General features: G+C 65.7%; 23 protein-coding genes. 9 read left to right on the top strand and 14 right to left on the bottom strand.

Features of this window, described 5'->3' with window-relative positions; translation table 11 throughout:
• Nucleotides 1-38: 38 nt before the first annotated feature.
• The gene (locus FNV92_RS08425; RefSeq protein ID WP_015684208.1) at nucleotides 39-1,364 is read right to left on the bottom strand and encodes an ATP-binding protein; all 1,326 of its coding nucleotides are present in this window, start codon (nucleotides 1,362-1,364) and stop codon (nucleotides 39-41) included.
• A gap of 14 nt (nucleotides 1,365-1,378) precedes the next feature.
• Nucleotides 1,379-2,119: a response regulator gene (locus FNV92_RS08430; RefSeq protein ID WP_015684209.1), complete on the bottom strand. Its 741-nt coding sequence runs from the start codon at nucleotides 2,117-2,119 to the stop codon at nucleotides 1,379-1,381.
• 179 nt (nucleotides 2,120-2,298) lie between these two features.
• Here FNV92_RS08430 and FNV92_RS08435 point away from each other — a divergent pair, with 179 nt between their 5' ends.
• Nucleotides 2,299-2,865, top strand: a complete 567-nt coding sequence (locus FNV92_RS08435) for a hypothetical protein (RefSeq protein ID WP_143841361.1) — start codon at nucleotides 2,299-2,301, stop codon at nucleotides 2,863-2,865.
• 223 nt (nucleotides 2,866-3,088) lie between these two features.
• Nucleotides 3,089-3,619: a PRC-barrel domain-containing protein gene (locus tag FNV92_RS08440; RefSeq protein ID WP_143841360.1), complete on the top strand. Its 531-nt coding sequence runs from the start codon at nucleotides 3,089-3,091 to the stop codon at nucleotides 3,617-3,619.
• Nucleotides 3,620-3,849: 230 nt separating this feature from the next.
• Here FNV92_RS08440 and FNV92_RS08445 read toward each other — a convergent pair whose 3' ends face one another.
• The 8 genes from FNV92_RS08445 to FNV92_RS08480 all read right to left on the bottom strand — a co-directional run bounded on the left by FNV92_RS08445 (nucleotide 3,850) and on the right by FNV92_RS08480 (nucleotide 13,632).
• Complete coding sequence (locus FNV92_RS08445) at nucleotides 3,850-5,058, bottom strand: ABC transporter substrate-binding protein (RefSeq protein WP_143841359.1); 1,209 nt, start codon at nucleotides 5,056-5,058, stop codon at nucleotides 3,850-3,852.
• 287 nt (nucleotides 5,059-5,345) lie between these two features.
• Complete coding sequence (locus FNV92_RS08450; protein ID WP_168213299.1) at nucleotides 5,346-6,176, bottom strand: ABC transporter permease; 831 nt, start codon at nucleotides 6,174-6,176, stop codon at nucleotides 5,346-5,348.
• Nucleotides 6,173-7,435, bottom strand: coding sequence for an ABC transporter permease (locus FNV92_RS08455; RefSeq protein WP_143841358.1), 1,263 nt, complete (start codon nucleotides 7,433-7,435; stop codon nucleotides 6,173-6,175). The genes FNV92_RS08450 and FNV92_RS08455 overlap by 4 nt, the downstream gene beginning before the upstream one ends.
• A gap of 258 nt (nucleotides 7,436-7,693) precedes the next feature.
• Complete coding sequence (locus tag FNV92_RS08460) at nucleotides 7,694-8,752, bottom strand: ABC transporter substrate-binding protein (RefSeq protein WP_143841357.1); 1,059 nt, start codon at nucleotides 8,750-8,752, stop codon at nucleotides 7,694-7,696.
• 56 nt (nucleotides 8,753-8,808) lie between these two features.
• Complete coding sequence (locus FNV92_RS08465) at nucleotides 8,809-9,918, bottom strand: ABC transporter ATP-binding protein (RefSeq protein WP_143841356.1); 1,110 nt, start codon at nucleotides 9,916-9,918, stop codon at nucleotides 8,809-8,811.
• Between the two features lie 128 nt (nucleotides 9,919-10,046).
• Complete coding sequence (locus FNV92_RS08470; RefSeq protein WP_143841355.1) at nucleotides 10,047-11,615, bottom strand: DUF4403 family protein; 1,569 nt, start codon at nucleotides 11,613-11,615, stop codon at nucleotides 10,047-10,049.
• A 128-nt stretch (nucleotides 11,616-11,743) separates the two neighbouring features.
• On the bottom strand, nucleotides 11,744-12,382 hold the full coding sequence (locus FNV92_RS08475) for a Vgb family protein (protein WP_143841354.1): 639 nt from the start codon (nucleotides 12,380-12,382) through the stop codon (nucleotides 11,744-11,746).
• A 29-nt stretch (nucleotides 12,383-12,411) separates the two neighbouring features.
• Nucleotides 12,412-13,632, bottom strand: a complete 1,221-nt coding sequence (locus FNV92_RS08480; RefSeq protein ID WP_143841353.1) for a helix-turn-helix domain-containing protein — start codon at nucleotides 13,630-13,632, stop codon at nucleotides 12,412-12,414.
• A 90-nt stretch (nucleotides 13,633-13,722) separates the two neighbouring features.
• Between FNV92_RS08480 and FNV92_RS08485 the strand changes: the two genes are divergently transcribed.
• Nucleotides 13,723-14,514: a DUF899 domain-containing protein gene (locus FNV92_RS08485; RefSeq protein ID WP_143841352.1), complete on the top strand. Its 792-nt coding sequence runs from the start codon at nucleotides 13,723-13,725 to the stop codon at nucleotides 14,512-14,514.
• Nucleotides 14,507-14,800, top strand: coding sequence for a hypothetical protein (locus FNV92_RS08490; protein WP_143841351.1), 294 nt, complete (start codon nucleotides 14,507-14,509; stop codon nucleotides 14,798-14,800). Before FNV92_RS08485 ends, FNV92_RS08490 begins: the two co-directional genes overlap by 8 nt.
• Here the strand turns inward: FNV92_RS08490 and FNV92_RS08495 are convergent.
• A complete protein-coding gene (locus FNV92_RS08495; RefSeq protein ID WP_015684222.1) occupies nucleotides 14,728-15,150 on the bottom strand; it encodes a c-type cytochrome in 423 nt (140 codons plus the stop codon). The two genes, FNV92_RS08490 and FNV92_RS08495, sit on opposite strands and share 73 nt — an antisense overlap.
• Nucleotides 15,151-15,263: 113 nt before the next feature.
• Nucleotides 15,264-15,980, bottom strand: a complete 717-nt coding sequence (locus FNV92_RS08500; protein WP_015684223.1) for a L,D-transpeptidase — start codon at nucleotides 15,978-15,980, stop codon at nucleotides 15,264-15,266.
• Between the two features lie 275 nt (nucleotides 15,981-16,255).
• Between FNV92_RS08500 and FNV92_RS08505 the strand changes: the two genes are divergently transcribed.
• The 3 genes from FNV92_RS08505 (at nucleotide 16,256) to FNV92_RS08515 (ending at nucleotide 18,964) form a co-directional block, all read left to right on the top strand.
• Nucleotides 16,256-17,308, top strand: coding sequence for a glycosyltransferase family 4 protein (locus tag FNV92_RS08505; protein WP_143841349.1), 1,053 nt, complete (start codon nucleotides 16,256-16,258; stop codon nucleotides 17,306-17,308).
• A 36-nt stretch (nucleotides 17,309-17,344) separates the two neighbouring features.
• The gene (locus tag FNV92_RS08510) at nucleotides 17,345-18,034 is read left to right on the top strand and encodes a class I SAM-dependent methyltransferase (protein WP_143841348.1); all 690 of its coding nucleotides are present in this window, start codon (nucleotides 17,345-17,347) and stop codon (nucleotides 18,032-18,034) included.
• 270 nt (nucleotides 18,035-18,304) lie between these two features.
• Nucleotides 18,305-18,964, top strand: coding sequence for a hypothetical protein (locus tag FNV92_RS08515; protein ID WP_143841347.1), 660 nt, complete (start codon nucleotides 18,305-18,307; stop codon nucleotides 18,962-18,964).
• Nucleotides 18,965-19,269: 305 nt separating this feature from the next.
• On the opposite strand, the gene FNV92_RS08520 is transcribed toward FNV92_RS08515, so the two are convergent.
• Complete coding sequence (locus FNV92_RS08520; RefSeq protein ID WP_143841346.1) at nucleotides 19,270-20,934, bottom strand: aminotransferase class III-fold pyridoxal phosphate-dependent enzyme; 1,665 nt, start codon at nucleotides 20,932-20,934, stop codon at nucleotides 19,270-19,272.
• Nucleotides 20,935-20,969: 35 nt separating this feature from the next.
• Here FNV92_RS08520 and asd point away from each other — a divergent pair, with 35 nt between their 5' ends.
• Nucleotides 20,970-21,833, top strand: a complete 864-nt coding sequence (asd, locus tag FNV92_RS08525; protein ID WP_143841345.1) for an archaetidylserine decarboxylase — start codon at nucleotides 20,970-20,972, stop codon at nucleotides 21,831-21,833.
• Nucleotides 21,834-21,899: 66 nt separating this feature from the next.
• Nucleotides 21,900-22,463, top strand: coding sequence for an NUDIX hydrolase (locus FNV92_RS08530; RefSeq protein WP_143841344.1), 564 nt, complete (start codon nucleotides 21,900-21,902; stop codon nucleotides 22,461-22,463).
• A gap of 179 nt (nucleotides 22,464-22,642) precedes the next feature.
• On the opposite strand, the gene FNV92_RS08535 is transcribed toward FNV92_RS08530, so the two are convergent.
• Entirely contained in the window at nucleotides 22,643-24,055 is a 1,413-nt protein-coding gene (locus tag FNV92_RS08535) for a FecR domain-containing protein (RefSeq protein ID WP_168213750.1), read from the bottom strand.
• Between the last annotated feature and the right edge of the window lie 30 nt (nucleotides 24,056-24,085).

Below are 24,085 nucleotides of genomic sequence, written 5' to 3' on the forward strand. Positions count from 1 at the left end.
CGATGATGTGGCGAAGCGGAACCTGCGTGCGCGGGAACCTACGCCGCCAGCCGCGGCTGCTGCCAGATCGGCAATTGCATGCGCACGATCAGCCCGTGCGGCACGCGATCGTGCAGCGACAGCTCGCCGCCATGGGCGAGCGCGATCGCGTGCGCGATCGACAGCCCGAGGCCGAAGCCGGTGGAATCGTCCATCGTGCGCGCGTCGTCGCCGCGCACGAACGGCTCCAGCATCTCCTGCTTGCGCGCGTCCGAGATGCCGGGGCCGTCGTCCTCGACGTCGATGACGAGCCTGGTGCCCGATACGTCGAGGCGGATCGTCACCTCGGCGCCGAAGCGCACCGCGTTTTCGACCAGGTTGGTGACGCCGCGATGCAGATCGTCGGGACGCCCGGCGGCTGTCGCCGAAGCCGGCCCGTCATAATGCACGACATGACCCATGTCGCCGAACTGGTCGGCGATCAGTTGCAGCGTGCTGGCGATGTCGACAAGCGTCACCGCCTCGATCTTGCGGTCGTTGCGCAGCAGCGAGAGCACGGATTCCAGCATCGAGCGCATCTGGTCGAGATCGATCAGCATGCGCTTGCGATGGCCCTCGTCCTCGATGAACTCGGCGCGCAGGCGCAGCCGCGTGATCGGCGTGCGCAGATCATGGCTGATCGCCGCCAGCATTCGCGTGCGATCCGACATCAGCCGACCGATCCGCTCATGCATGCGGTTGAGCGCGCGCGCGACCGAGCGGATCTCCTCCGGGCCACGCTCGGGCAGGGGCTCGGAGGTGCCGTCGAGGCTGAAATTCTCGGCCGCCTGGGCAAAGGACGACAATGGCGTAGCCAGCGCGCGCGCCGCCCACAGGCCGAGCACGCTGATGCAGATGAAGGCGGTCATCAGCGTCAGCAGCCACGGCGCGCCCCAGAACCAGGGACGCGGGCCGCTCTCGACATGGCCCGCGATCATGGTGCCGTCAGGCAATTCCACGCCGATGCGATGGGCGCCGCCCTCGGGCGCGAGCTGCACCACCTTGTAACCACGGCCGAGATGGCGGCGGAGCCCGTGCAGGTGCTGGCTTTCGCTGTCCTCGACCACCGTCGCCGTGCCCGGCGCGTGCGCCTCGATGCTGAGCTTGGGGAAGGCGCGCGCGAGATCCGCGATCAGGCGAGGGCGGTCGTCAGGCTTGGCCGAACCGAGCAGCAGCGCGGCATCCATCAATTGGGGCGCGCCGTCCGGCGGCGTGTCCGGGCGGTCCGGACGGCTGATCAGGAAGGCGGTGGTGACGACGAGATGCAGCGCGACGGTCGAGGCCAGCACCAGCGCGGCGATCTGCCCGCCGATGCCCTTGAGGTGGAAGAACCCGAACGGCCTCATCGTCGCACGCCCTGTCAATTGCCGAGGGGCGTCGTAACTGCTTCCGTTCTGGGCGTAAAGAGATAACCGCCGGAGCGAACCGTCTTGATGATGGTGGGATCGGCGGGATTCGGTTCGATCTTGCGGCGGATGCGGCTGACCAGCACGTCGATGGATCGTTCGAACGAGCCGGTGTTACGTCCCTGGGTGAGGTCGAGCAGGCTGTCGCGCGACAGCACGCGGCCGGGCCGCTCGCAGAACGTCCTGAGCAGGTCGAACTCGGCGCTGGTCACCGCGACGCGTGCGCCCTCCGGATTGCGCAGCTCGCGCAGCCGCAGATCGATGCGCCAGCCCTCGAAGGCGAGCGTGCTTGCGCCCTCGATCGAGCTCGCCGCCTGTGCAGCGGCCTGGCGGCGCAGCACCGCGTTGATGCGCGCGAGCAGCTCGCGCGGGTTGAAGGGCTTTGACAGATAGTCGTCCGCGCCCATCTCGAGGCCGACGATGCGATCGACGTCCTCGCCGCGCGCGGTCAGCATGATGATCGGCGTCTGTGTCTCCGAGCGCACCTTACGGCACAGGCTCAGGCCGTCCTCGCCGGGCAGCATGACGTCGAGGATGATGAGGTCGACGCGATGATCCGCCATGGCGCGCGACATCTCGCGGCCATCGCTCACGGCGGTGACGTTGCAGGCGTTGTTGCGCAGGTACTTCGCAATCAACGTCCGGGTTTCGCGGTCGTCTTCGACAACCAGGATGTTGGGAGAGGGATTGGCCATGCGCTTTGTTTGTCCAAGATTCGGGCCAAAAGGCGAAGATTTTTGTTTCGGTATGTTTCCGGATGACCGGGTGCAACACCCGGCAACAGCTCGGCAGTGGTGCGGCAAGGTCTCGTTAAGGCCGTTAACCATACCGTGGTGACGCCACACAGGAAACCCGCAAGAACCACGGAGCCATCATGACCTCGATTTCGGCGGCGTCCGCCGGTAACTACCAGTCGCCATTGCAGCGGCTGCAGCAGGAATTGCAATCGGAAGTCTCCGCCGGCACGATCTCGTCGTCGGACCAGTCTGCGCTCTCCACCGCGCTGACAGACATCGACACGGCGCTCCAGCAGAGCCGGTCGAGCGACCAGTCGAGCGGCACGCGTCCCTCCAAGGACGATATGAAGTCGAAGATCGACGACCTCATCTCCAACGAGGTGTCGAACGGTACGCTGACCTCGGACCAGGCTGACGCGTTGAAGAACGTATTTCAGTCCGCCTTCGCGAACGGACCCGGCGGCGCCGGTGGTGCGGGCGGACCACCGCCCGGTCCGCCGCCGTCGGACGACAGCTCTTCGGATTCGTCGTCGTCCACGGACTCGACCAGCACCACCTCGACCGCCTCCACCACGGCGGAGATCCTCCAGCAGTTCCTTCAGGCGCTGCAGCAGTCGCAATCGTCGAGCTCGTCCTATGGCGCCAACGGCAGCGCGTCCAGTAGCTCGGACCTCTCCGCACTTCTGATCGACTACAAGAGCTGACCTGAGCGACGCGGGTCGGCGCGGTCCTCGCCGCGATGATGCTTCTTACCAGGGCGCATCATCGCCGGCGGGGAACCGTGCATCCGGAACGTTCCTCCGTCACTCAGGAACTTCGTCGCGATGCAGCGCCATGATCGCGCGACGAAATTGCCGCAACTCTGGAACTGCAGGTGCTCAGCGCTGTTCTCTCCGCACAAGTTTTTTGCTGAAGGAGAGGACAACCATGTTGATGAAATCGATCGCCGCCGGTCTTGCCGGCACCGCGTTGCTTGCGACCGTTGCGTTTGCCCAGTCGCCGACCGTCACCACCGACAAGGCGGCGCCCGCGGCCACCGCGACAACGACGACCACGACGGCCTCCGGCCAGTGGCGCACGTCCAAGATGGACGGCCTGAAGGTCTACAACGACGCCAACGAGAACATCGGCTCGATCAACGACCTGCTGATGGACAAGAACGGTGACATCAAGATCGCCGTGATCGGCGTCGGCGGCTTCCTCGGCCTGGGCGAGCATCTCGTCGCCGTGCCCTATGAGAAGCTGAAGTTCGTCAACGAGGCCGTCGCCTACACCGGCACGGGCGCCAAGCCCGCGGCGACCACCACGACGGGCGCTGCGACCGGCACCGAGAAGACCACCACGACGACGACCGCGACGACCACCTCGTCTACGTCGAAGTGGTATCCGGACCATGCCGTGTTCAACGCGAGCAAGGACGAGCTGAAGAACATGCCCGAGTTCAAGTACTCGGAGTAACGCACTTCTAAATGTTTAAACGAGGCGCGCCCGGTTTTCTCCGGGCTCGCTGTCGTGTCTGTTTTCCATCATCATTGCGGAATGTGACCCTCACCCTTAGGAGCGCGCCTCTTGCGCGCGTCTCGAAAGGGCGAGGCCACCGGCCGGGCCTTCATCCTTCGAGAAACTTGCTTCGCAAGCTCCTCAGGATGAGGAATCGGCGGTGCAATCGGGAAGAGGAAGAGGACCCTCTACTTCACTAGCGGGCAGCCGCCCTTGTCGAGCGGACGGAAGGCTTCGTCGCCGGGGACGGTGGCGATCAGCTTGTAGAGGTCCCACTCGCCTTTCGACTCTTCGGGCTTCTTGACCTCGAACAGATACATGTCGTGGACCATGCGGCCGTCGATGCGGATCTTGCCGTTCTTGGCGAAGAAGTCGTTCACCGGCGTGGCGCGCATCTGCTCCATCACCTTCGGTGCTTCGTCGGTCTTGATGGCTTCGATCGCCTTGAGATAATGCATGGTAGCCGAATAGAGCCCGGCCTGGATCATGGTCGGCATGTGCCCGACCTTGTCGTTGAAGCGCTTCGAGAAGGCGCGCGTCTCCTCGTTCATGTCCCAGTAGAACGCGTCGGTGACGATCAGGCCCTGCGTCGCCTTGATGCCGAGCGAGTGGGTGTCGGTGATCTCCTGCAGCAGCGCGATCATCTTCTGGCCGCCCTGCGTCAGGCCGAACTCGGACGCCTGCTTCAGCGCGTTGGTGGTGTCGCCGCCGGCATTGGCGAGCGCGACCACCTTGGCCTTGGAGGCCTGGGCCTGCAGCAGGAAGGAGGAGAAGTCCGACGAATTGAGCGGATGGCGGACCTCGCCGAGCACCTTGCCGCCGCTTTCCTTGACCACGTTGGCGGCGTCGCGCTGCAGCGCCATGCCGAAAGCGTAGTCGGCGGTGACGAAGAACCAGGTGTCCTCGCCGCGCTTCACCATCGCCTTGCCTGCGACGTTCGATAGCGCGTAGGTATCGTAGGTCCAGTGCACGGTATTGGGCGAGCATTGCGCGCCCGTGATGTCGGAGGAACCGCCGCCGGAATTGATATTGATCTTGTTCTTCTCGCGCGTCAGCGCCGAGACCGGCAGCGCGACCGAGGATGTCGGAACATCGAAGATCGCGTCGACCTTGTCGTTGTCGTACCAGTTGCGGGCAATGTTGACGCCGACGTCGGGTTTGTTCTGGTGGTCGGCGGCGACCACCTGCACGGGCTTGCCCGCGACCTTGGCGCCGTGATCGGCGACCGCCATCTCGACGGCAGCGAGAGAACCCTTGCCGGTCGCGTCCGCATAGAGGCTCGACATATCCGTGAGCACGCCGATCTTGACGACATCGTCGGAGATCTGCGCCTGCGCGGCGCCTAACGAGGCGGCGAGAGCGAGGCCTGCCGCAACCGCGGCGATGAGTTTTTGCATGTGTTTCTCCCTGTGTGTTGTTGTTGGGGCGTTGTTGCTGGGGCAGTTCTAGCGACAATCGGTCGCGGCAGCTAAGCCAAAGATGCGTGAGGGGGTGGAGAAATAAGCAGGGCGCTGCGGTGTTTCCGTCGCCTCTCCCCGCTTGCGGGGAGAGGCCGCAGCGCAACGAAGTAGCGATGCGGGTGAGGGGACTCTCCGCGAGTCTAACTGTTGCCGTCCTTGCGGAGACTCCCCCTCACCCCAACCCTCTCCCCGCAAGCGGGGAGAGGGGGAAGATAGACCGCTGCTCAGCCTTCGCTGCCCTTGAGCCGTTCGTTGCGCCGGCGCAGGCCTTCCAGGGTGGCGAGGAGGATGACGGATACCGTCGTCAAGATCACCGCTGCTGCCGTGATGGTCGGGCTGATGTTCTCGCGGATGCCGCTGAACATCTCGCGGGGCAGGGTGCGCTGCTCGGGACCTGCCATGAACAGCACGATCACCACCTCATCGAAGCTGGTCGCGAAGGCGAACAGCGCACCCGACGCGAGGCCAGGCAGGATCAGCGGTAGGATCACGCGGCGGAACGCCTGAAGCGGCGAGGCGCCGAGCGAGGCCGCGGCGCGTGCCAGATTGGTGTCGAAGCTTTGCAGCGTCGCGCCGACCGTGATCACCACAAAGGGCGTCGCCAGCGCGGTGTGGGCCAGGATCAGGCCGAGATAACTGCCGGTGAGGCCAATCGGCGCGAAGAAGAAATAGAGGCCGACGGCGGTGATGACGCCGGGCACGACGACAGGCGACAGCACGAAAGCCAGCACGAGCGGCTTGAACCGGCTCTTCCACTGCGCCAGCCCCAGCGCGGCCAGCGTGCCAAGCAGCATCGACAGCAGCGTCGCGGCGACGCCGATGATCATGCTGTTCTTCAGCGAATTCATCCAGCGCGGCGAATTGATGAAATCGTCGTACCAGCGCAAGGAGAGGCCGGGCAGCGGATAGGCGAGGTACGAGCCCGAGCTGAAGGACAGCGGCATGATCGCGAGGATCGGCGCGATCAGGAAGATGAACACCAGCGTGGAGATGACGATGGTCGCGGTCCACGCGATGCGCTGGCTGGGCGTGCGGAGCGAAGAATGATTGCTCAATTCTTCATGCCTCCCGTGACCTGCTGTCCCTGCACCAGCTTGCCGTAGACGAGAGCGAGGAGAAGAGTGGCCAGCAGCAGCACCGCACCCAGCGCCGATGCGAGTCCCCAGTTGGCTGTCTCCGTCGTGTAGAGCGCGATGAAATAGCTGATCATCTGATCGGCGGCGCCGCCGACGAGTGCGGGCGTGATGTAGTAGCCGAGCGCCAGGATGAAGACGAGCAGGCTTCCCGCGCCGATGCCGGGCAGGGTTTGCGGCAGGTAGATCCGCAGGAAGGCGGTGACCGGAGGCGCACCGAGCGAGGCGGCGGCACGCATATAGGCGGGCGAGATCGCTTTCATGCTGCTGTACAGCGGCAGGATCATGAACGGCAGGAGAACGTGGGTCATCGCCACGCAGACACCGAAGCGGTTGTAGATCAGCCGCAGCGGTGCGTCGATGATGCCAAGCCAGTGCAGGCTGTCGTTCACGACACCCTGGCTCTGCAACAGCACGATCCAGGCGCAGGTGCGGACCAGAAGCGATGTCCAGAACGGCAGCAGGACGAAGATCATCAACAGATTTGACCGGCCGGGCGGCAGCGTCGCCAGCAAGTAAGCGACCGGGAAGCCGAGGATCAGGCACAGGGCCGTGACGCTGAGGCTGATGAGGAAGGTGCGGGCGAAGACGTCGCGGTAGATGGCCTGATCCGGCGAGGCCGAGACGATCGCGCCGTCCACGTTCCGCGTCAGGTCGAGCGCCGCGAGCAGGTAGAAGCCGGTCACCGGGCCGCCGGCGTCCTTGATCGTCGTCCAGGTGGTGCGCTCGCGCCAGGCCGGGTTGATCCTGCCGAGCGTCTCCCTGGCCGTGCCGGGCTCGGGCGCCGCCTTCAGATTGCGTGCCGTGCCGGTCAGGATCGTACGAAAGCCGTTCGTTGCGTAGTTGAGCCGCTTGGCCGCGATGGCGAGGGTGCCGGCGGCACGCGCTGCCATGATGTCGCTTGCCAGCGCCGCGTAGGCCTTTTCGTCCGGCAGGTCCCTGCCGTCCCAGTCCGCGAGAGCCGCGACCGTCCGAGGCAGAACCTGACGCACCTCGCGGTCGTCAACCGCGCGCCACAGCATGCCGGCGATCGGGCCCGCGAAGGTGAAGAGCAGGAAGACGAGAAGCGGCCCAACGAGCGCGAACGCCTTGAGCTGGCGCGCGCGTTCAGCCTGCTTCAGGCGCCGCCTGAGCGACACCTCGGGCTTGGCATCGGCGCCGGTGAGGGACGCTGCTGTCATGAGATGCGTCTCATTGACTCATCCCCATTTCGAGTGGGGCAATCGCAATGGCCTTGTGGAGGGGCCTGAGCAAGCGCTTCGTCCTTCGAGACGACCGCTTCGCGGTCTCCTCAGGATGAGGCTCTCCGACACGAGTGCCTGTCGTCGCTGCCACAGACTCAAACCTCATCCTGAGGAGCCCGCCAAAGGCGGGCGTCTCGAAGGATGGCCGCAACGAAACTGCCTTCAATGCGCACCGCACGCCAGTTCGATCGCGCGTTATTTCGCGGCCCATTTGTTGAAGCGCTCGGTCAGCCGATCGATGTTCTCGAGCCAGAAGGCCACGTTGATCTCGACCGCGTTCTTGATGTTGTCAGGCGCGGTCGGCAGGTCTTTCAGGACGGCTGGCTGCAGCTTGGCGGCTGCGTCCTTGTTCGAGGTGCCGTAGGCGATGTTTTCCGACAGTTTTGACTGGTTCTCCGCCTTGCCCGCGAAGTCGAGGAACTTGTAGGCGGCGTCCTTGTTCGGGCTGCCCTTCAGGATGACCCAGCTGTCGAGCGTGAAGAGCGCGCCGTCCCACACCATGCCGAAATTCTTCTTGTCGTTCTTGTTCGCGGTGTCGATGCGGCCATTGTAGACGGACGTCATCACCACCTCACCGGAGGCGAGCAATTGCGGCGGCTGGGCGCCGGCCTTCCACCAGACGATGTCGCCCTTGATGGTGTCTAGCTTCTTGAACGCGCGCTCGATGCCCTCGTCGGTCGCCAGCACCTTGTAGACGTCCTTCGGCGCGACGCCGTCGGCCATGAGGGCGATCTCCAGCGTGGTCTTCGGGCCCTGACGCAGGGCGCGCTTGCCCGGAATCTTCTTGGTGTCGAAGAAATCGGCCCAGCCGCCCGGGGCCTGCTTCAGCTTGTCCTTGTCGTAGCCGAGCACGAAATCATAGAGGATGGCACCGACGCCGCAGGGGTTGACCGACGGCGGGATATAGGCGGCCTCGCCTCCGATCCTGGAATAATCCAGCTTCTCGTACAGGCCCTCTTCACAGCCGACCGCGAGTTCGTCGCTCTCGACCTGAACGACGTCCCAGGTGGCGGCGCCACCCTGCACCTTGGCGCGCAACACGCCGACACCGCCGTCCCAGGACTCGTCGTTCATCGCAATACCGGCTGCCTTCTTGAACGGCTCGAAATAGACCTTCTTCTGGGCATCCTGATACGCGCCGCCCCACGAGACGACGGTCAGGTCACGCGCCTGCGCGACATTGGCCAGTGCCGCGCTGGCGACGAACGCCGCGGCGAATCCCAAAGCAATCCTGCCAGTCTTGCGCTTCAGCATGGTCTTGGTTCCTTCTTCATATGCGTTGCGTTGAACTTGATCGATGCCGGTGCGGATCAGACTGGGTCGAGGGCCAGGCAGTCCTCGGGACGAAAGGTGATGAACACGTTCTCGCCATGTCTCAATTCGCCATGCGCCCCCGGCTGAAGCTTGACCATGAACTCCCCGTTGCCGGCGACATCGAGCACGGCAAGCGCGTGGTCGCCGAGATAGATGGTGTTTCGCACCTTGGCCGGCAGCCGGTTCGGTCCATCGCTGGAGACGCTGTCGGGGATGATGGCGATCCGCTCCGGCCGTACCGACAGCGAGGTCGATGCGCCCGCGGCCGAGACATTGACCGCCCGTGCAGTAACGGTGCCGCCAGCGGCCAACGCGACGCGACAAAATTGGTTGTCGACCGTCTCGACGGTTCCGGCCAGCACGTTGTTCTCGCCGATGAAGTGGGCGACGAAGCTGTTCACCGGATGCTCATACAGCGCGTCCGGCCTGTCGATCTGCTGCACGACGCCGTCGTTGAACACGGCGATGCGGTCCGACATGGTGAGCGCTTCGCTCTGATCGTGGGTGACATAGACGATCGTGATGCCCATCGTCTCGTGCAGTTGCTTGATCTCCAGCTGCATCTGCTCCCGCAGGCGTTTGTCGAGGGCGCCAAGGGGCTCGTCCATCAGCACGAGTTGCGGATTGAAAACCAGCGCGCGGGCCAGCGCCACGCGCTGCTGCTGACCGCCGGACAGCTGCCCGGGGCGCCGGTGCGCCAGGGTTTCCATCTTGATCATCCGCAACGCCGCGCTGACGCGCTCCTGCACTTCGGCCTTGCTCGTGTTGCGAACGGACAGCGGGAAGGCGATGTTCTCCGCGATCGTCAGGTGCGGGAACAAGGCATAGTTCTGGAACACCATGCCGATGTCGCGCTTGTGCGGCGGCACGTTCCTGATCGGCCGTTCCGCGAGGTAGATCTCGCCCTGGGTCGGAACCTCGAAGCCAGCCAGCATCATCAGCGTGGTCGTCTTGCCCGAGCCCGATGGGCCGAGCAGGGTGATGAACTCGCCCTTCCTGATGTCGAGATCGAGGTTCTTCACCACGAGGTGCTCGCCATCATAGGTCTTCTGAATGCCGGAAAACCGTACCAGTGCCGGCGAAGGCGTGACCATGCCGGCGTCCATGTTGTCCTCGCGTGATCAGCTATAGTGTCGTCCGGACCTCGTCCGAGGTTGCGAAAGACAGCTTAGCATCCTCGCGCGAGAATGCCAGCGGTGCAAGCGACCGCGCCGGCCCGGCGGGTGAGGGCGCGCTACATCCCCGACAGCTTCGTCACAAACACATTCAGCGTGCCGCCGGCTTCGGCGACCACGCGCAGCGTCTTGGAATCGAAGGCAATGTCGGCGAGCGTCAGGCTGTCGATCTTCGCATCGACCTTGAGGCCGTCCTCGCTCTTCTGATAGTCGGCGATCGCGGCTGCGATCTTTTCGCGGGCGTTGGCGGCAATCGGCTTCAGGTCGAGCGTCGCCTTCTGCACCAGCGTCTGCTGGAGCTGCGGCACCACGGCGCGCGCGGCGGCGCCCAAGAGGCCGAAGGCCGCCTCGGATTCCACCGCAAGCTGGATGTCAGCAAGCCGCAGCGTCTGCTGTGCCTGGTCGAGCATCGGCCGGCCCCAGATGTGCACGGTGGCTTCAGCGCCAAGGCCGAGCCAGCTCTTCTTTTCCTTCGCGCGCACCAGCAGCGAGATCAGCAGACGCTCGCCCGACGGGACCACGTTGACGCTCTTCACGGTGACGTCGACCGGGCCGGAGCCGTCCTCGGGATAGGTGTGGCCGACCATCTGTGCCGCGATCAGCTTGTTGATCTCGGTGAAGGGGACGTCGATCGGCACGCCGATGTTCACGCCGGTGCCGGTCGGCGGCACGATCGAAATCTTGTCGGGGAACGGGCAGTCCGGCTTGGTCGGTGTCGAGGTCACGCGCGTCTCGAGCTCGAGGCCGAGCAGCAGCGTCACGTTCTGCGCGTCGACGCGCGGCTGCGCCGCGATGGCGCGGACCGGCTTCATCTCCAGCCAGAGCGGCGGCAGCGCGGCGGAGGCGCCGGAGCCCTGCAGCGCGATCGAGCGGCAGGCCTTGGCCCATTGCAGCTTCGCATTCTCACGCAGCGAGGGATCGTTGCGGATGCGCTCGGAGACGATGTTGATCTGCTCGCCGACATTCTTGTCGATCAGCGGCTTCACCTGCGCCGGCACGTTGACCTTGGCGCCGGAGACGTTGAGGTTGGTGTCGCCGAGATTGACCTGCGCCCCGAGATTGGGCTCGAGATGCCAGTTCGCCGCGAGCTTCGGGCGCGAGGTGACGATGACGTTGCCCCTGATCTCGGCGCTGGCGTTCAAGTTCTTGATGTTGATCGCGCCGATCCGTTTCGCGGCGTCGCCGCCGAGCACGCTGCCGAGCGCGTCGCCGAGCGCGCCGGTGGCTTTCGACGACAGCGAGCCCGTGACGTTCAGCTTGCCGTTGAGCGGCGTCGAGATCGTCAGCACGTCCTTGTCGCCGGCAGCTGCCATCGGCCCGCGCACGGCGGACCAGCCGATGTCGGCATTCTCCAGGATCTGCGAGATCGGATTGTCGGCCTTGCCGGCGAAATTGCGCGGCGCTGCTTTCTCCGCCTGTTCGCGGATCGCCGACAGCGCGATCGCGACCGGTGCGACCACGATCGAACTCTTCGCAGCCGGGGGCAGTGGCGGCAATTGCGCGACCGGCGGCGCCGAATTCGTCGCGCGCGGCGCCAGCCAGTCCATCGCCTTCAGGCTGACGAAGAACGACACCGCGAGCACAGCCACGGCGATCAGAACAGTCTTCAGATTCAACGCGAGTCGCATCACTCCCCCAGGCCGCCCGGGCGAAGTCTACAGGGCAGGCAAGGAGGGCGCTAGAGCGCACCGATGGGGTGGAATTGCGGCGAACAGGTTAACGGCTGCGAACGCGCGTTGCGGCGGGTTAGCGCGGGTCAGCCGCGCCGCGGACGGCGGACCGCTCTCACATTCCCGCGACTGCCGCCGCCGCAGAACAAGCGGTCGGCGCCGTCGGATTCCAATCCTGACACCATCGTGCCGGCGGGCAGGTCGAGCTGCTCGAGCACCTTGCCGGTCTCAGGGTCGATCCGGCGGACATCGCTTTCCTCGCCCTCCCAGGTGCCGTGCCAGAGTTCGCCGTCGACCCAGGTCACGCCGGTGACGAAGCGCCTGCTTTCGATGGTGCGGAGAATGTTTCCCGTTTCGGGATCGACCTGGTGGATCTTGCGCTCGCGATATTGACCGACCCAGAGCGAACCCTCGGCCCAGGCCAATCCGGAATCGCCACCGCCGCCCGGCGCCGGAATCGTGGAGAGCACCTTGCCGGTCGCCGCATCGATCTTCTGGATGCGGTCCTCGGCGATCTGGAACAGATGACGACCGTCGAACGCCGTTCCCGCATGCGCGGCGACGTCGATGGAGCGCGCGATCCTGCCGCTGTCCGGATCGACCGCGTTCAGTCTGTCGCCGGACGCGAACCAGAGATGGGTGCCGTCATAGGTGACGCCATGCACGGCCTCGACGCCGGCAAACGGCCCGTACTCCCTGACGATCTCGGCGGCTGAACGTTTCATGTGCCTGGTCCCTGTGATGTGCACTTATCTTACGTCTTCAGCAGCGGTCCGGGGAGTAACAAGCCTGTCGGGAAACCGGGGACGGGCGGGGTCATCCAGCGCCGCGCGCGGCCCTGTCCGAACGATTGCACCTTGTTCGCGCGTGCCAGCTCGTCGAGCGCCCGCTGCACCGTGCGCGCGCTGCTGCCGAGTGCCAACGCGAGCGCCGAGCTCGACCACGGCTCGCCATCGGAGAGAAAGGCGAGGACGCTGGCGTGCTTCTCCTCGACCGGCCGTGCCAGCACGAACACGTCTCGCGTCTTGCGCGGTGCCAGCGCAAAGCCTTGCCTGGTCGCGCTGACATCGGCGAGTGGCCTGAGCTTGGCGCGGAGGCGGCCGATCTCGACCCGCAGGCGCGCGCGATGGGAGTCATCGACGTGCCTGGCCTGAAACGCCCCTGACATCAGCGCCTCGCGCGAGACATCCGCCGGCCATGCCTGCGCGAGGATGCGGGCGAGTGCGAACAGCACCGGCCGCGTGCCGAGCGAGACGACGGTGCTTCGCTGGCGAACGGCGTTGTGGAACGTGTCCACGACGAGTGCCCCGGAGGCCGCCAGCTCCTCGACCTGTTCGAGCCGTAGCGGCCGTGCCTCGCCGCGCGCGATCAAGCGCGCGGCGGGCGTGTCGAGAACGAGCCTTGTGCTTTCGACTTCGGCTTCGAGCGCGGGGATGCCGGCCTGCCGTGCGGCGCGCGCCGCGCGGCCAAGCGCTGCGCGCGCATCTTTCGTCTTGAGGCGTCTGATTGCGATGCCCGCGCGCACGAGCTCGCGCACGACTTGCGACGCCGGCGGAAGCGGGCAGGTGACCAGCTCGGCCAGCGTGCGCTCGGCCTCGTCGAGGCGCCCGACAAGGAGGAGGCGGCGCGCCTCGATGTGGCCGGCATGCGCCGCGTTGGCGAGATCGCCGTGCTGTTCGAGCGTGGCCCGCGCCGCCGCGAGTGTCTTCGCCGGCCAGCTCAGGTCGCGCGAGACCAGCGCGATCTCGGCTTCGGCCACGACGCATCTGGCGCGCGCCACCGCCTCGCGTGGACCGAAGGCGCGCGCGGCGCTCCGCAGCAGCGTCTTCGCCCTCGGAAGATCGCCGAGCTGCGCCATCGCGATGCCACGCAGCGCCAGCGACGGCGCGTCGTTGCGCAGCGCAACGCGGTTCAGCGCGCCGAGCGGATCGCCGGCCTCGAGCGCACGCGCGGCAGCGGTGATCAGCGACTCCATTCAAATCCCGCCACACTTGTTACTCCCACCGCGCAACCGGTTGGTGCCAGAAATCGTTGGCAGGACGTCAGCCGAGAGGTTTGGAGAGCCATGATGACATCAATAGACAACGCAGGGACGAACGGACAGACCGCCATGCAGACACCGCCGGTGGTGTCGCCGCAGGACTGGGAGGCCGCCCGTCAGCAACTGCTCGTGAAGGAAAAGGCGCATACCCGTGCCCGCGATGCGCTCGCCGCCGAGCGCCGGCGCATGCCGTGGATGGCAGTCGCCAAAACCTATGCGTTCGAGGGGCCCGGCGGCAAGGTCAGTCTGGCCGATCTGTTCCAGGGCCGGCGGCAGCTGATCGTCTACCGCGCCTTCTTCGAGCCCGGCGTGTTCGGCTGGCCCGATCACGCCTGTCGCGGCTGCTCCATGGTGGCCGACCAGGTCGCCCATGTCGCTCATTTGAACGCGCGCGACACCACGCTGGTGTTCGCCTCGCGCGCGCCGCAGGCCGACATCATCAGGCTGAAGCAGCGAATGGGCTGGACCATGCCGTGGGTCACCATCACCGACAGTTTCGACGCCGATTTCGGTGTCGATGAATGGCACGGCACCAACGTGTTCTTCCGCGACGGCACACGCATCTTCCGCACCTATTTCGTCAAGAGCCGCGGCGACGAGCAGATGGGCGGCACCTGGAACTATCTCGACATCACCCCGCTCGGCCGCCAGGAGGTCTGGGAGGATTCGCCGAAAGGCTATCCGCAGACGCCGACCTATAAATGGTGGAACTGGCACGACAGCTACGCGGGTGCGGCGCCCGACCAGACATGGGTGGAGATCTCGGACGCCGGCGAGAAGGCGTTCCGTCGGGAGGCCGCGGAAGGACGTGACTAATCCCGCCAGCCTTGCCAGATGGCTCGGCCTCGCAGCCAGCCCGGCCTTCGCGATCATGGCCGTGTTGACGACCGTGATCGGCAGCGGTCAGACGGACATGCTGTGCGCCGCCGAGCGTGGGTTTTCGCTCGGCGGGATGGTGCCGATGTATCTGCTGATGAGCGCGGTTCATTCGGCGGCGTGGTTGAGGCTCATTGCGGAGCGAAGGGGCCGCTATTGCGAGCCGCCCGCCGCCTGTAGATATGCAGCCACCTTCGCCGCTTCATCCGCCGAGATGCCGCCATAGGGCTGCATCTTGTTGCCGGACACGATTTCGTCCGGCTTGACCATGAAGCGCGTGAGCTTGTCCTGGTCCCAGACGAAGCCGGCCTCTTTCATCGAGGGCGAGTAGTTGTAGTCCGGCAGCGCGCCGGCCTTGCGGCCGACGATGTTGTGGAGGTTGGGGCCGAGGCGGTTGTCGCCCTCCTTCACCGAGTGACAGGTGCGGCAGGAATTGTTGAAGGCCTGTTGGGCGCCCTCGTCGCTCGCCGGCTGCTGCGCGAGCGAGGCGGGCGCGGAGAGGAGCAGCGTCAATGCTCCGGCGCCTGCGATCGCGCGCAGCCATATGCCTGGCGATGTCTGCGAGTGTGATTGCATCTGCGCCTCCATCGGGGATCGCGCTGCAACCAGCGCGCGTCGGGATGACGAGAGCAAACGAAACCGGCCCCGGTGAGTTCCGAGGCCGTTTTGCGTCACAATGTCCTGTCGCGTTACCGCGTCGCGGCGCCGAGATCCGCTCTGCGCTCCGTCATCGGCAGCACGATCACCTTGGTGCCGACGTTGACGCGGGAATAGAGGTCGGTGACGTCGTCGTTGGTCAGGCGGATGCAGCCGGACGAGACGCGCTTGCCGATGGTCTCGGGGGCATTGGTGCCGTGGATGCGGTAGATGGTGCCGCCGAGATACATGGCGCGGGCCCCTAACGGATTGCCGGGGCCGCCGGCCATGTGGCGGGGCAGATAGGGCTGGCGGGCGATCATTTCCGCCGGCGGGGTCCAGGCCGGCCACTCGGCCTTCCGGGTCACCGACTGCACGCCGGACCAGGTGAAACCGTCGCGCCCGACGCCGATGCCGTAGCGCAGGGCCTGGCCGCCTCCGAGCACGTAATAGAGATAGGTGTTGGGCGTATCGATGATGATGGTGCCCGGCGCTTCACGCGTCGCGTAGGCAACGGTCTGGCGGCGGAAACGGGCCGGCGTCTCGACCACGTCCTGATCCTCGGACGGTTCGGTCTGGTACGTCGGCGCCTGATAGGGCTGATATGGCTGGAACGGTTGTGGCGCGGCGATCGGCGGCAGCGGCTGGAAGAACGGGAAAATCTGCACCGGCGCGGCCTTGGCCGATCCGGCGAACGCGATTGCGGAGATCGCAACTGCGCCAACAGCTGCGGCGCGCGAAAATGTCTTGAAACTATCCAGATTGAACATGTGATCGCCCCTGTTTGATTGGTGGTCTCGGCCACCGCGGCACCATGTCCGGTGCTCTGTTGCCTAGATCACTAACGGCAAAACGTTTCGGGACGTTTGCGCGGAGAAGCGAAAACAGTTTCGTCGCGGAAAGGATTGTTTCATGACAGTTTCGTGGCCGCAGGGGTCCGTTAACGAACAAAACAACCGGCCGACACTTCTGTGACGTCACACGCCTGAAATATCCTTCGTTGATGGTCCTAAGCCGAGAATCATCAAACTCTCGGGATTTTCCGATGCGGGTATTAATCGCGACTGACGCCTGGCATCCGCAGGTCAACGGCGTGGTGCGGACGCTGACCTCGCTGGCGAACGCGGCCAAGGCCCTCGACGTCGAGATCGACTTCCTGACCCCGGAAGGCTTTCCGTCGTGGCCGCTGCCGACCTATCCGGGCCTGCGCATCGCGCTGCCGAGCGGAAAGGAGATCGCGCGGCGGATCGAGAAGGCCGCGCCGGACGCGCTCCACATCGCGACCGAGGGTCCGATCGGCTGGGCCGCGCGCGCCTATTGCCGTCGCAACCGCCTCGCCTTCACCACCTCCTATACGACGCGCTTTCCGGAATACGTCTCGGTGCGGACCGGCATCCCCGCGAGCGTCGGCTATGCCGTGCTGCGCCACTTCCACGATGCTGCCGCGATGACGATGGTGGCGACGCCCTCGCTGCGGCAGGAGCTCTCCGAGCGCGGCTTCAAGCGGCTGGGATTCTGGACGCGCGGCGTCAACACCGAGCTGTTCCATCCCGATCATCCCGCCAAGCTCGACCTGCCGGGTCCGATCTTCATGACCATGGGGCGCGTGGCGGTGGAGAAAAATCTCGAAGCGTTCCTCTCGCTCGATCTGCCCGGCACCAAGGTCGTCGTCGGCGACGGTCCGCAGAAAGCTGCGCTCGAAAAGAAATATCCGGACGTCGTCTTCCTCGGCGAGAAGAAGGGCGCGGATCTCACGTCGCATCTCGCCGTCGCCGACGTCTTCGTCTTCCCGAGCCTGACCGACACGTTCGGCGTGGTGCAGCTCGAGGCGCTTGCCTGCGGCACGCCCGTTGCGGCGTTTCCGGTCACCGGACCCAAGGACGTCATCGCCGATCACCCGATCGGCGCGATCGACCACGATCTGCGCGCGGCCTGCCTGCGCGCGCTCACCATGTCGCGCGAGACCTGCCGCAACTTCGCGCTGGAGCGGTCTTGGGAGAACAGCGCGCGCCAGTTCGTCGGCAACCTCACCTCACTCCAGCCCAGCCGCGTCCTGCGTGCCTCGCCTCGCATGGCGCGGCGGCCAGTGCGCGGTTGATCCCATACGTCTTGAACCACAGCGAGAACCACATCGATGGCTAAGATCATGAACCTTGACGGCACCCAGCAGCTCGACCTCACCCGCGGCACCGTCGAGCAGGCCTATGACCGCTGGGCGCCGGTCTACGACCTGGTGTTCGGCGGCGTGTTCGCCAAGGGCCGGCAGGCGGCGATCGCGGCCACCAACAAGATCGGCGGCCGCGTGCTCGAGGTCGGCGTCGGCACCGGCATCTCGCTGCCGCTCTACGCGCCGAACCTGCGCATCTTCGGTACCGACATCTCGGAAGCGATGCTGGACAAGGCGCGCCAGCGCGTCACCGAGGGCAAGCTGAAGAACGTCGAGGGCCTTGCGGTGATGGACGCCGAGAAGCTCGAATTCCCCGATGATTCCTTCGACGTCGTGATGGCCCAATACGTCGTCACCGCCGTGCCGAATCCGGAAGTCGCGCTCGACGAATTCGCTCGCGTGCTGCGCCCCGGCGGCGAGCTGATCATCCTGACCCGCGTCAGCGCCGATGCCGGCGTCCGCCGCTTCATCGAGCAGAAGCTCCAGCCGGTGGTGCGTCCGCTCGGCTTCCGCACCGCCGAGTTCGCCTGGTCGCGTTATGCGAAGTGGCTCGCCGGTGCGAAGGGCATCGAGCTCGCCGAGCGCCGCCTGATTCCGCCGCTCGGCCACTTCTCGCTGGTGCGCTTCCGCAAGGTCGACGTCACCAAGGCGGCCTAGCGTCGTCGTTGCTCCTCATGGTGAGGAGGCGCGAAGCGCCGTCTCCTGGACGATGCTTCGCGTCGCTCGGAGAACCATGAAGGCCCGTGCTGCTGCACCTCGGCCTTCATCCTTCGAGACGCGCGCAAGAGCGCGCTCCTCAGGATGAGGGGAGAGAGTAATCCGTGCGTCATCGCGCCGCTGCACATCGTCATATGACAAAATGATGATGTCATACGGCCTACATCGAATCCCTGTAATCCCGTACCCGAAAGCATTTTGGGGGAGAGCATGATCAAGAATTATCTCGAGCAGCTGCGGATCCAGCGCTGGGACGACCATCGCTACTATCACCACAGCCGTATCAATCAGAGCCTGCACTTCGTCAGCGCGCTGAGCTTTCTGTTCGCCTATGTCTGGCTTTTCATCGATCCGGTGGTCTCCGGGCTGGTGGGCTGGCTGGTCTCGATGACCTCGCGCCAGGCCGGTCATTTCTTCTTCGAGCCGCACGGCTACGACCACATCAACCAGGCCACGCACGAGCACAAGGAAGAGATCAAGGTCGGCTACAACCTTCAGCGCAAGGTCGTGCTGATGTCGATCTGGGCGCTGTCGCCGCTGGTGCTGTTCGTCGATCCCACGCTGTTCGGCCTGTTCACGCCCTGGGCCAGCGCGACCGACTTCATGCGGCAGGTTGCCAAGATCTGGCTCGTGGTGGGCGGCGGCGGTCTTCTGTTCCGCACCGTGCATCTGTTCTTCATCCGCGACGTCGAGACCGGCCTCGTCTGGATGACCAAGATCCTGACCGACCCCTTCCACGATTTGATGCTCTACCGCAATGCGCCGCTGGCGCTGATGCGCGGCGAGCTGATGGATCCCGGCCTGCATCTCAACCCCGAGCACACGCTGGGCTTCATCGACGAGCCCACGCTCGAAGAGCAGCACGCCTGAGCGCGCCGCGTACATACAACACTCCGATGTCTGATGGTTGCGTCATGCCCGGCCTCGTGCCGGGCATCCACGTCTTGGGGGCCGCGAAGGCGGTGTCTCTTTCACCTCTCCCCGCGCGCGGGGAGAGGTCGAATTTGCGCCTAGCGCAAATTCGGGTGAGGGGGGCTCTCCGCGGGGGCGCTGCTAGCGGGCTGCTCAACAACTCTCACCGCGTTCGCGGAGAGTCCCCCTCACCCCAACCCTCTCCCCGCAAGCGGGGCGAGGGAGAAGGGCGCGCGGAGATCGGGGCTAAGTGTGACGAAGCCTCAGCGCCCGAAGCGCTTGGCCAGCATCTCTTTCAAGATCTGCCGCTTGATCTGCTTGTTGGTGAGCACGCCGTCGTGCCACCAGAAGCCGTCGGCCTTCATCTTCGTGGCGGCGCGGACGAAGCGGTCGGCAACTTCGCTGAAATCGGCGTCGGTGTAGTTCAGGCTGAAGATCAGCCGGCCGGTGCCGACCCAGCTCAAGGACAGGCCTTCGGCGCGCAGGTAGTATTGCAGCATCCAGTTGTAGCGGGACGGCGTGTCGTACTTCACCGTCCAGATCGACGAGAAGTTCGCGAACCGCACCGGCAGGCCGGCTTCCGTCATCATCTGGTTGAGCTTCTGCGCGCGGCCGTTCCAGGTCGCGTCCAGCCCGTCATAGATGGCGCGGAAATTCGGGCTGGCGAGCCGGCTCAGGAACTCGTCCATCGCCGTCATGACGTAGGGATGCGAGTTAAAGGTGCCGCGGGCGAAGCAGATGTCGGCGGGACGGTCGTCATTGAAGCGGCGCATCAGTTCCTTCTTGCCGCAGACCACGCCGACCGGCAGGCCGCCGGCGAGGCTCTTGCCGTAGGTCACCATGTCGGCCTTGACGCCAAAGTATTCCTGGGCGCCGCCGGCGGCGAGGCGGAAGCCGACGAAGACTTCGTCGAAGATCAGCACGATGCCGCGCTCGGTGCAGACGTCGCGCAACTTCTTCAGCCATTCGGTGTAGCCAGCGCGATCGAAATTTCCGCCGCGGGAACTGTCGACCAGCGAGGAATCGCCGGGGGCGTTGCCGTTGGGATGCAGGCCCTGCAGCGGATTGACCAGCACGCAGGCGATGTCCTTGCGCGTGCGCAGCACATGCAGGGTCTTCTCGGACATCTCGGCGAGGGTGTAGGTCTCGTGCGCAGGGATAGGATTGCCGACACCGGGCTGCACGTCGCCCCACCAGCCGTGATAGGCCCCCGCAAAGCGGACGAGATGCGAGCGCCTGGTGTGGTAGCGCGCGAGCCGCACGGCCTGCATCACGGCTTCGGTGCCGGACATGTGGAACGAGACTTCGTCGAGGCCAGAGATCTGGCAGAGCCTTGTCACGTTATCGAGGATGGAAGGATGGTAAGGGCCGAGCACCGGGCCGAGCGCGTGCGCCCGCTTCTCGGCGCCCTCGATGCACTCCTTGTAGAAGTCGTTGCCGAAGATGTTGACGCCGTAGGACCCCGTGAGGTCGTAGGAGGTGTTGCCGTCGACATCCGTGACGGTGACGCCGCTCGACGATTCCATGAAGGTCGAGGTGCCCAGATGCTCGCGGACCAGACGCGAGAACTGGAACGGCACGCGGTAGGTCTCGGTGAAGCGCAGGTCGGAGATCCTTTCCGCCGCTTCCTTCGTCATCGCGCGGCCCCTGGGGTAGCGCTCGGCGTAGAACTTGGCGAGGCGGAAGAAGCCGTCCTTACGCCGGGCCGCGATGTCCGCCGGCGCGCCGTCACAGGCAAAGTAGTCGTCGCCTTCGAATTCGTAGAACGGGAGCAGCTTGGCCACCCGGCGCGACATCTTGGAGTGGCCGGCGAGCGAGCGGTGCTTGGCGCGGGACAATTCGACCCGCGCTTTGATCTTCGGAAGGACGGCGGCAGCGGACGCTGCGGCGGCCACGGAAAATGAGAGAATCGGGAGTGTCGTTTCCATGACAACAAGCGCTAATACTGCGAGCTGACAGATTCATGACAGTCAAAACCCTCATCGCCTCTTTCACCCAGCAGGAAGACCTCAACTTCCTGTTGACCAACCGCATCCCCCGCGCCGCGCTGACCCGCTTCATGGGCTGGTTCTCGAAGATCGAGAACCCGCTCATTCGGGACGGCTCGATCGCGCTGTGGAAGCTGTTCTCCGACCTCGATCTGTCGGAGGCGCGAAAGACCCATTTCAAGAGCCTGCACGACTGCTTCACCCGGGAGCTCAAGCCGGGCCTGCGGCCGTTCGATCCCGATCCTTCCGTCGTCGCCAGCCCTTCCGACGGCATCGTCGGCGCCCATGGCCGGATCGCGGACACCGAGCTGTTCCAGGTCAAGGGCGCGCCCTATTCGCTGCTCGATCTGCTCGGTGATTCCGCGCTGGTCGACCAGCACCGCAACGGAAGCTTCGTCACGCTGCGGCTGACTTCGAGCATGTATCACCGCTTCCATGCGCCCTTTGACGCGCATATCGAGCGCGTCACGCTGATCCATGGCGACGTCTGGAACGTCAACCCGATCGCGCTGAAGCGCGTCGAGCGCCTGTTCTGCAAGAACGAGCGCGCGGTGATCCGCACGCATCTGTCGAGCGGCGAGGCCGTGACGCTGGTGCCGGTCGCTGCGATCCTGGTCGCGAGCATCCGACTGCACTTCCTCGACATGGTGCTGAACGCGCAGACCCGGGGGCCGGTCAACTTCCCGTGCGATGTCAACGTGAGCAAAGGCGAGGAGCTCGGCTGGTTCGAGCACGGCTCGACCATCATCATTCTTGCGCCCGGCGATTTTTCGTTCTGCGACGGCATCGCCGAAGGCACCCGCATCCGCGCCGGTCAAGCGCTGCTGAGAAAAAACTAGCCTTCAATCGGCCGTCCCCGCCGCCTATATCGTCTGCGGGGACGAATCGACGACACGGATCTGGTGATGGCGCGGGCGCCGGTGATGGCGGCGGGTGGTATTGTGCTGCGGCGTGGCGAGCCGCCGCTGATCGCGGTGGTGCGCCAGCGCAAACGCAACGAATGGGTCCTGCCCAAGGGCAAGCTCGACGACGGCGAGACGCCGAAGCAGGCCGCGCACCGCGAGGTGCTGGAAGAGACCGGCCATGAGGTCGCCATCCACGAATTCCTCGGCACGCTCGTCTATCAGTCGGGCGGGCGCTCCAAGGTCGTGCATTTCTGGCGTATGGAGGCCGAGGGCGGCCCCGTCCGCAAGCTGATGAACGACATCAAGGCGGTGGACTGGCTGACGCTGGACGATGCGCTCGCGCGGTTGTCGCGCGAATATGAGCGCGTGTTCCTGACGCAGATCGGCCCAATCGCGCTCGCGGCGGCGGGGCTGGTGTCGTCGTCCGAGCCGACACCGCCGCTCGCAGCCGACGACATCGATACGGCCTTGCAGTCGCTGACACCGGCCGAAGCCGATTCCGTCGATGAGCTGCGGCATGGTTTGCTGCAGAAGGTGAAGGCCTGGCTGCGCGGCGAGGCGTGAGATTTTTTCACGCCGCTTGAGAGCGCAAGCTCCCTCCAAGCCGTCATTGCGAGCGTAGCGAAGCAATCCAGAATCTTTCCATGGAGGGACTCTGGATTGCTTCGCTGCGCTCGCAATGACGGAGGAGAGAGTGGTGCTTCTCCAGCACTACCGGGCGAACGCGGCCGCCGCGTTGACGGTCACCGCCGCTCCTTCTCCTTCGGAGCCGGCGCCGGTTTGCGCGGGGGTGCGGGGCGTTGCGCGGCGGGGAGGCGCTGCTGCAATCCGCCAGGGCGCTGCAGGCCGGGCGCTTGAGCCGCAGGCGGCAGTGCCGGTTGGCCGGGCTGCAATCCGGTGTGCGGTGCTTGCGGCTGCGAAGGCACGACTCCCCCGGGCCCCGTTGGAATCTGGCCGCCGCGCTGCGGCTGGGCTTGCGGCGCGCCGTTAGGCTGGGTGCCTTGCCCGGCTCGCGGCCGGCCTGTTGGACGTCCCGCACCTTGCTGCTGGCCTTGTTGCTGCTGCCCCTGGCCCGCGCGCGGGCCACCCGACTGCACCGCGCCGCCTTGTCCTTGGCCCTGCCGCTGCGGGGGCTGCGCGCCTTGGCGTCCCGGTGCGCCCGGTTGCTGCTGACCCGGGCGATTGTTCTGACCGGGCTGGCCGTTCGGCCGCTGCGGCTGTTGGCCCGGGGTTGGGCTCGGGCGCAATTGTTGCTGTTGCGGCGGCTGGAACGGCCGCGGGATGCGCGGGCTCGCGGCCGGATTGGCGCGGCGGAAGTCGCGCTGCTCGGTGACGATCTGCCGGCCCGTGCTCTGCGCCAGATGCACTTGGCTGACGAAGCCGCGGTCGCGCGCGATCTGCTGTGCGGGGATCGTGATCGGCACGGCCGCGAAGCGCATGCCGGCGCCGGGCCGGATCGCAAAGCCGCTCGATGCCTGCGTCAGCGCGCCGAGCCGCGTGCCGCTGGTGCGGTCGTCGACGTCGATGTGACCGACCCGCCCGTCCGCGTCGGGGTAGAGCTTGATGTTGACGTTGCTGGTGCGGTTGGCGGCTGCGCCTTCGGGCACGTCGACGACACCGGTGGTGCCGCGGATGCCGAGTGTTGCCGTCGGCGTGGTGATCTTCATGTCGCCGGTCCTGGCCACCGCCGCCGCGACGAACGCGACCGTGCCCTTGCCGATATCGAAGACGCCTGCGTTCTGCTTGCCGCCGTCCTCGTAGACGTAAGTGTCGATGGTGATCTTCGCGCCGGCGGAGAGGTTGAACGTGGTGGCGTCGTTGAAGGTGATGCCGAGCGAGGAGTTCGACGAGGTCTGCACGACGTCGTTGAGATAGATGTCGTCGCGCACGCGCAGCGGATACGAGTTCTTGTCGCGGATCACGGTCGCGATCCCCGTCACGGTCGCGACATTGCCGATCGGCTCTACGGCGGCGGGTTGCGCGTCGGTGGCCGGTGCCGGCGAAGCCGACGGCGCCGGCGAGGGGGCGGGCGCCGGTTGTGCTTGCGGCTGGGCCTGTGCAAGCTCGATCGCTTCGGCCGCGAGTGCCACGCGCGCGCCGGCCGGCGGCAATGCCAGCAGCACGAGCGCAAACACGAAGCGGCGCCAAGCCACCAATGAAGTCACGAGGATGTCCCGGTGAGAACG

Source organism: Bradyrhizobium cosmicum, from assembly GCF_007290395.2.
Classification (GTDB): Bacteria; Pseudomonadota; Alphaproteobacteria; order Rhizobiales; family Xanthobacteraceae; genus Bradyrhizobium; species Bradyrhizobium cosmicum.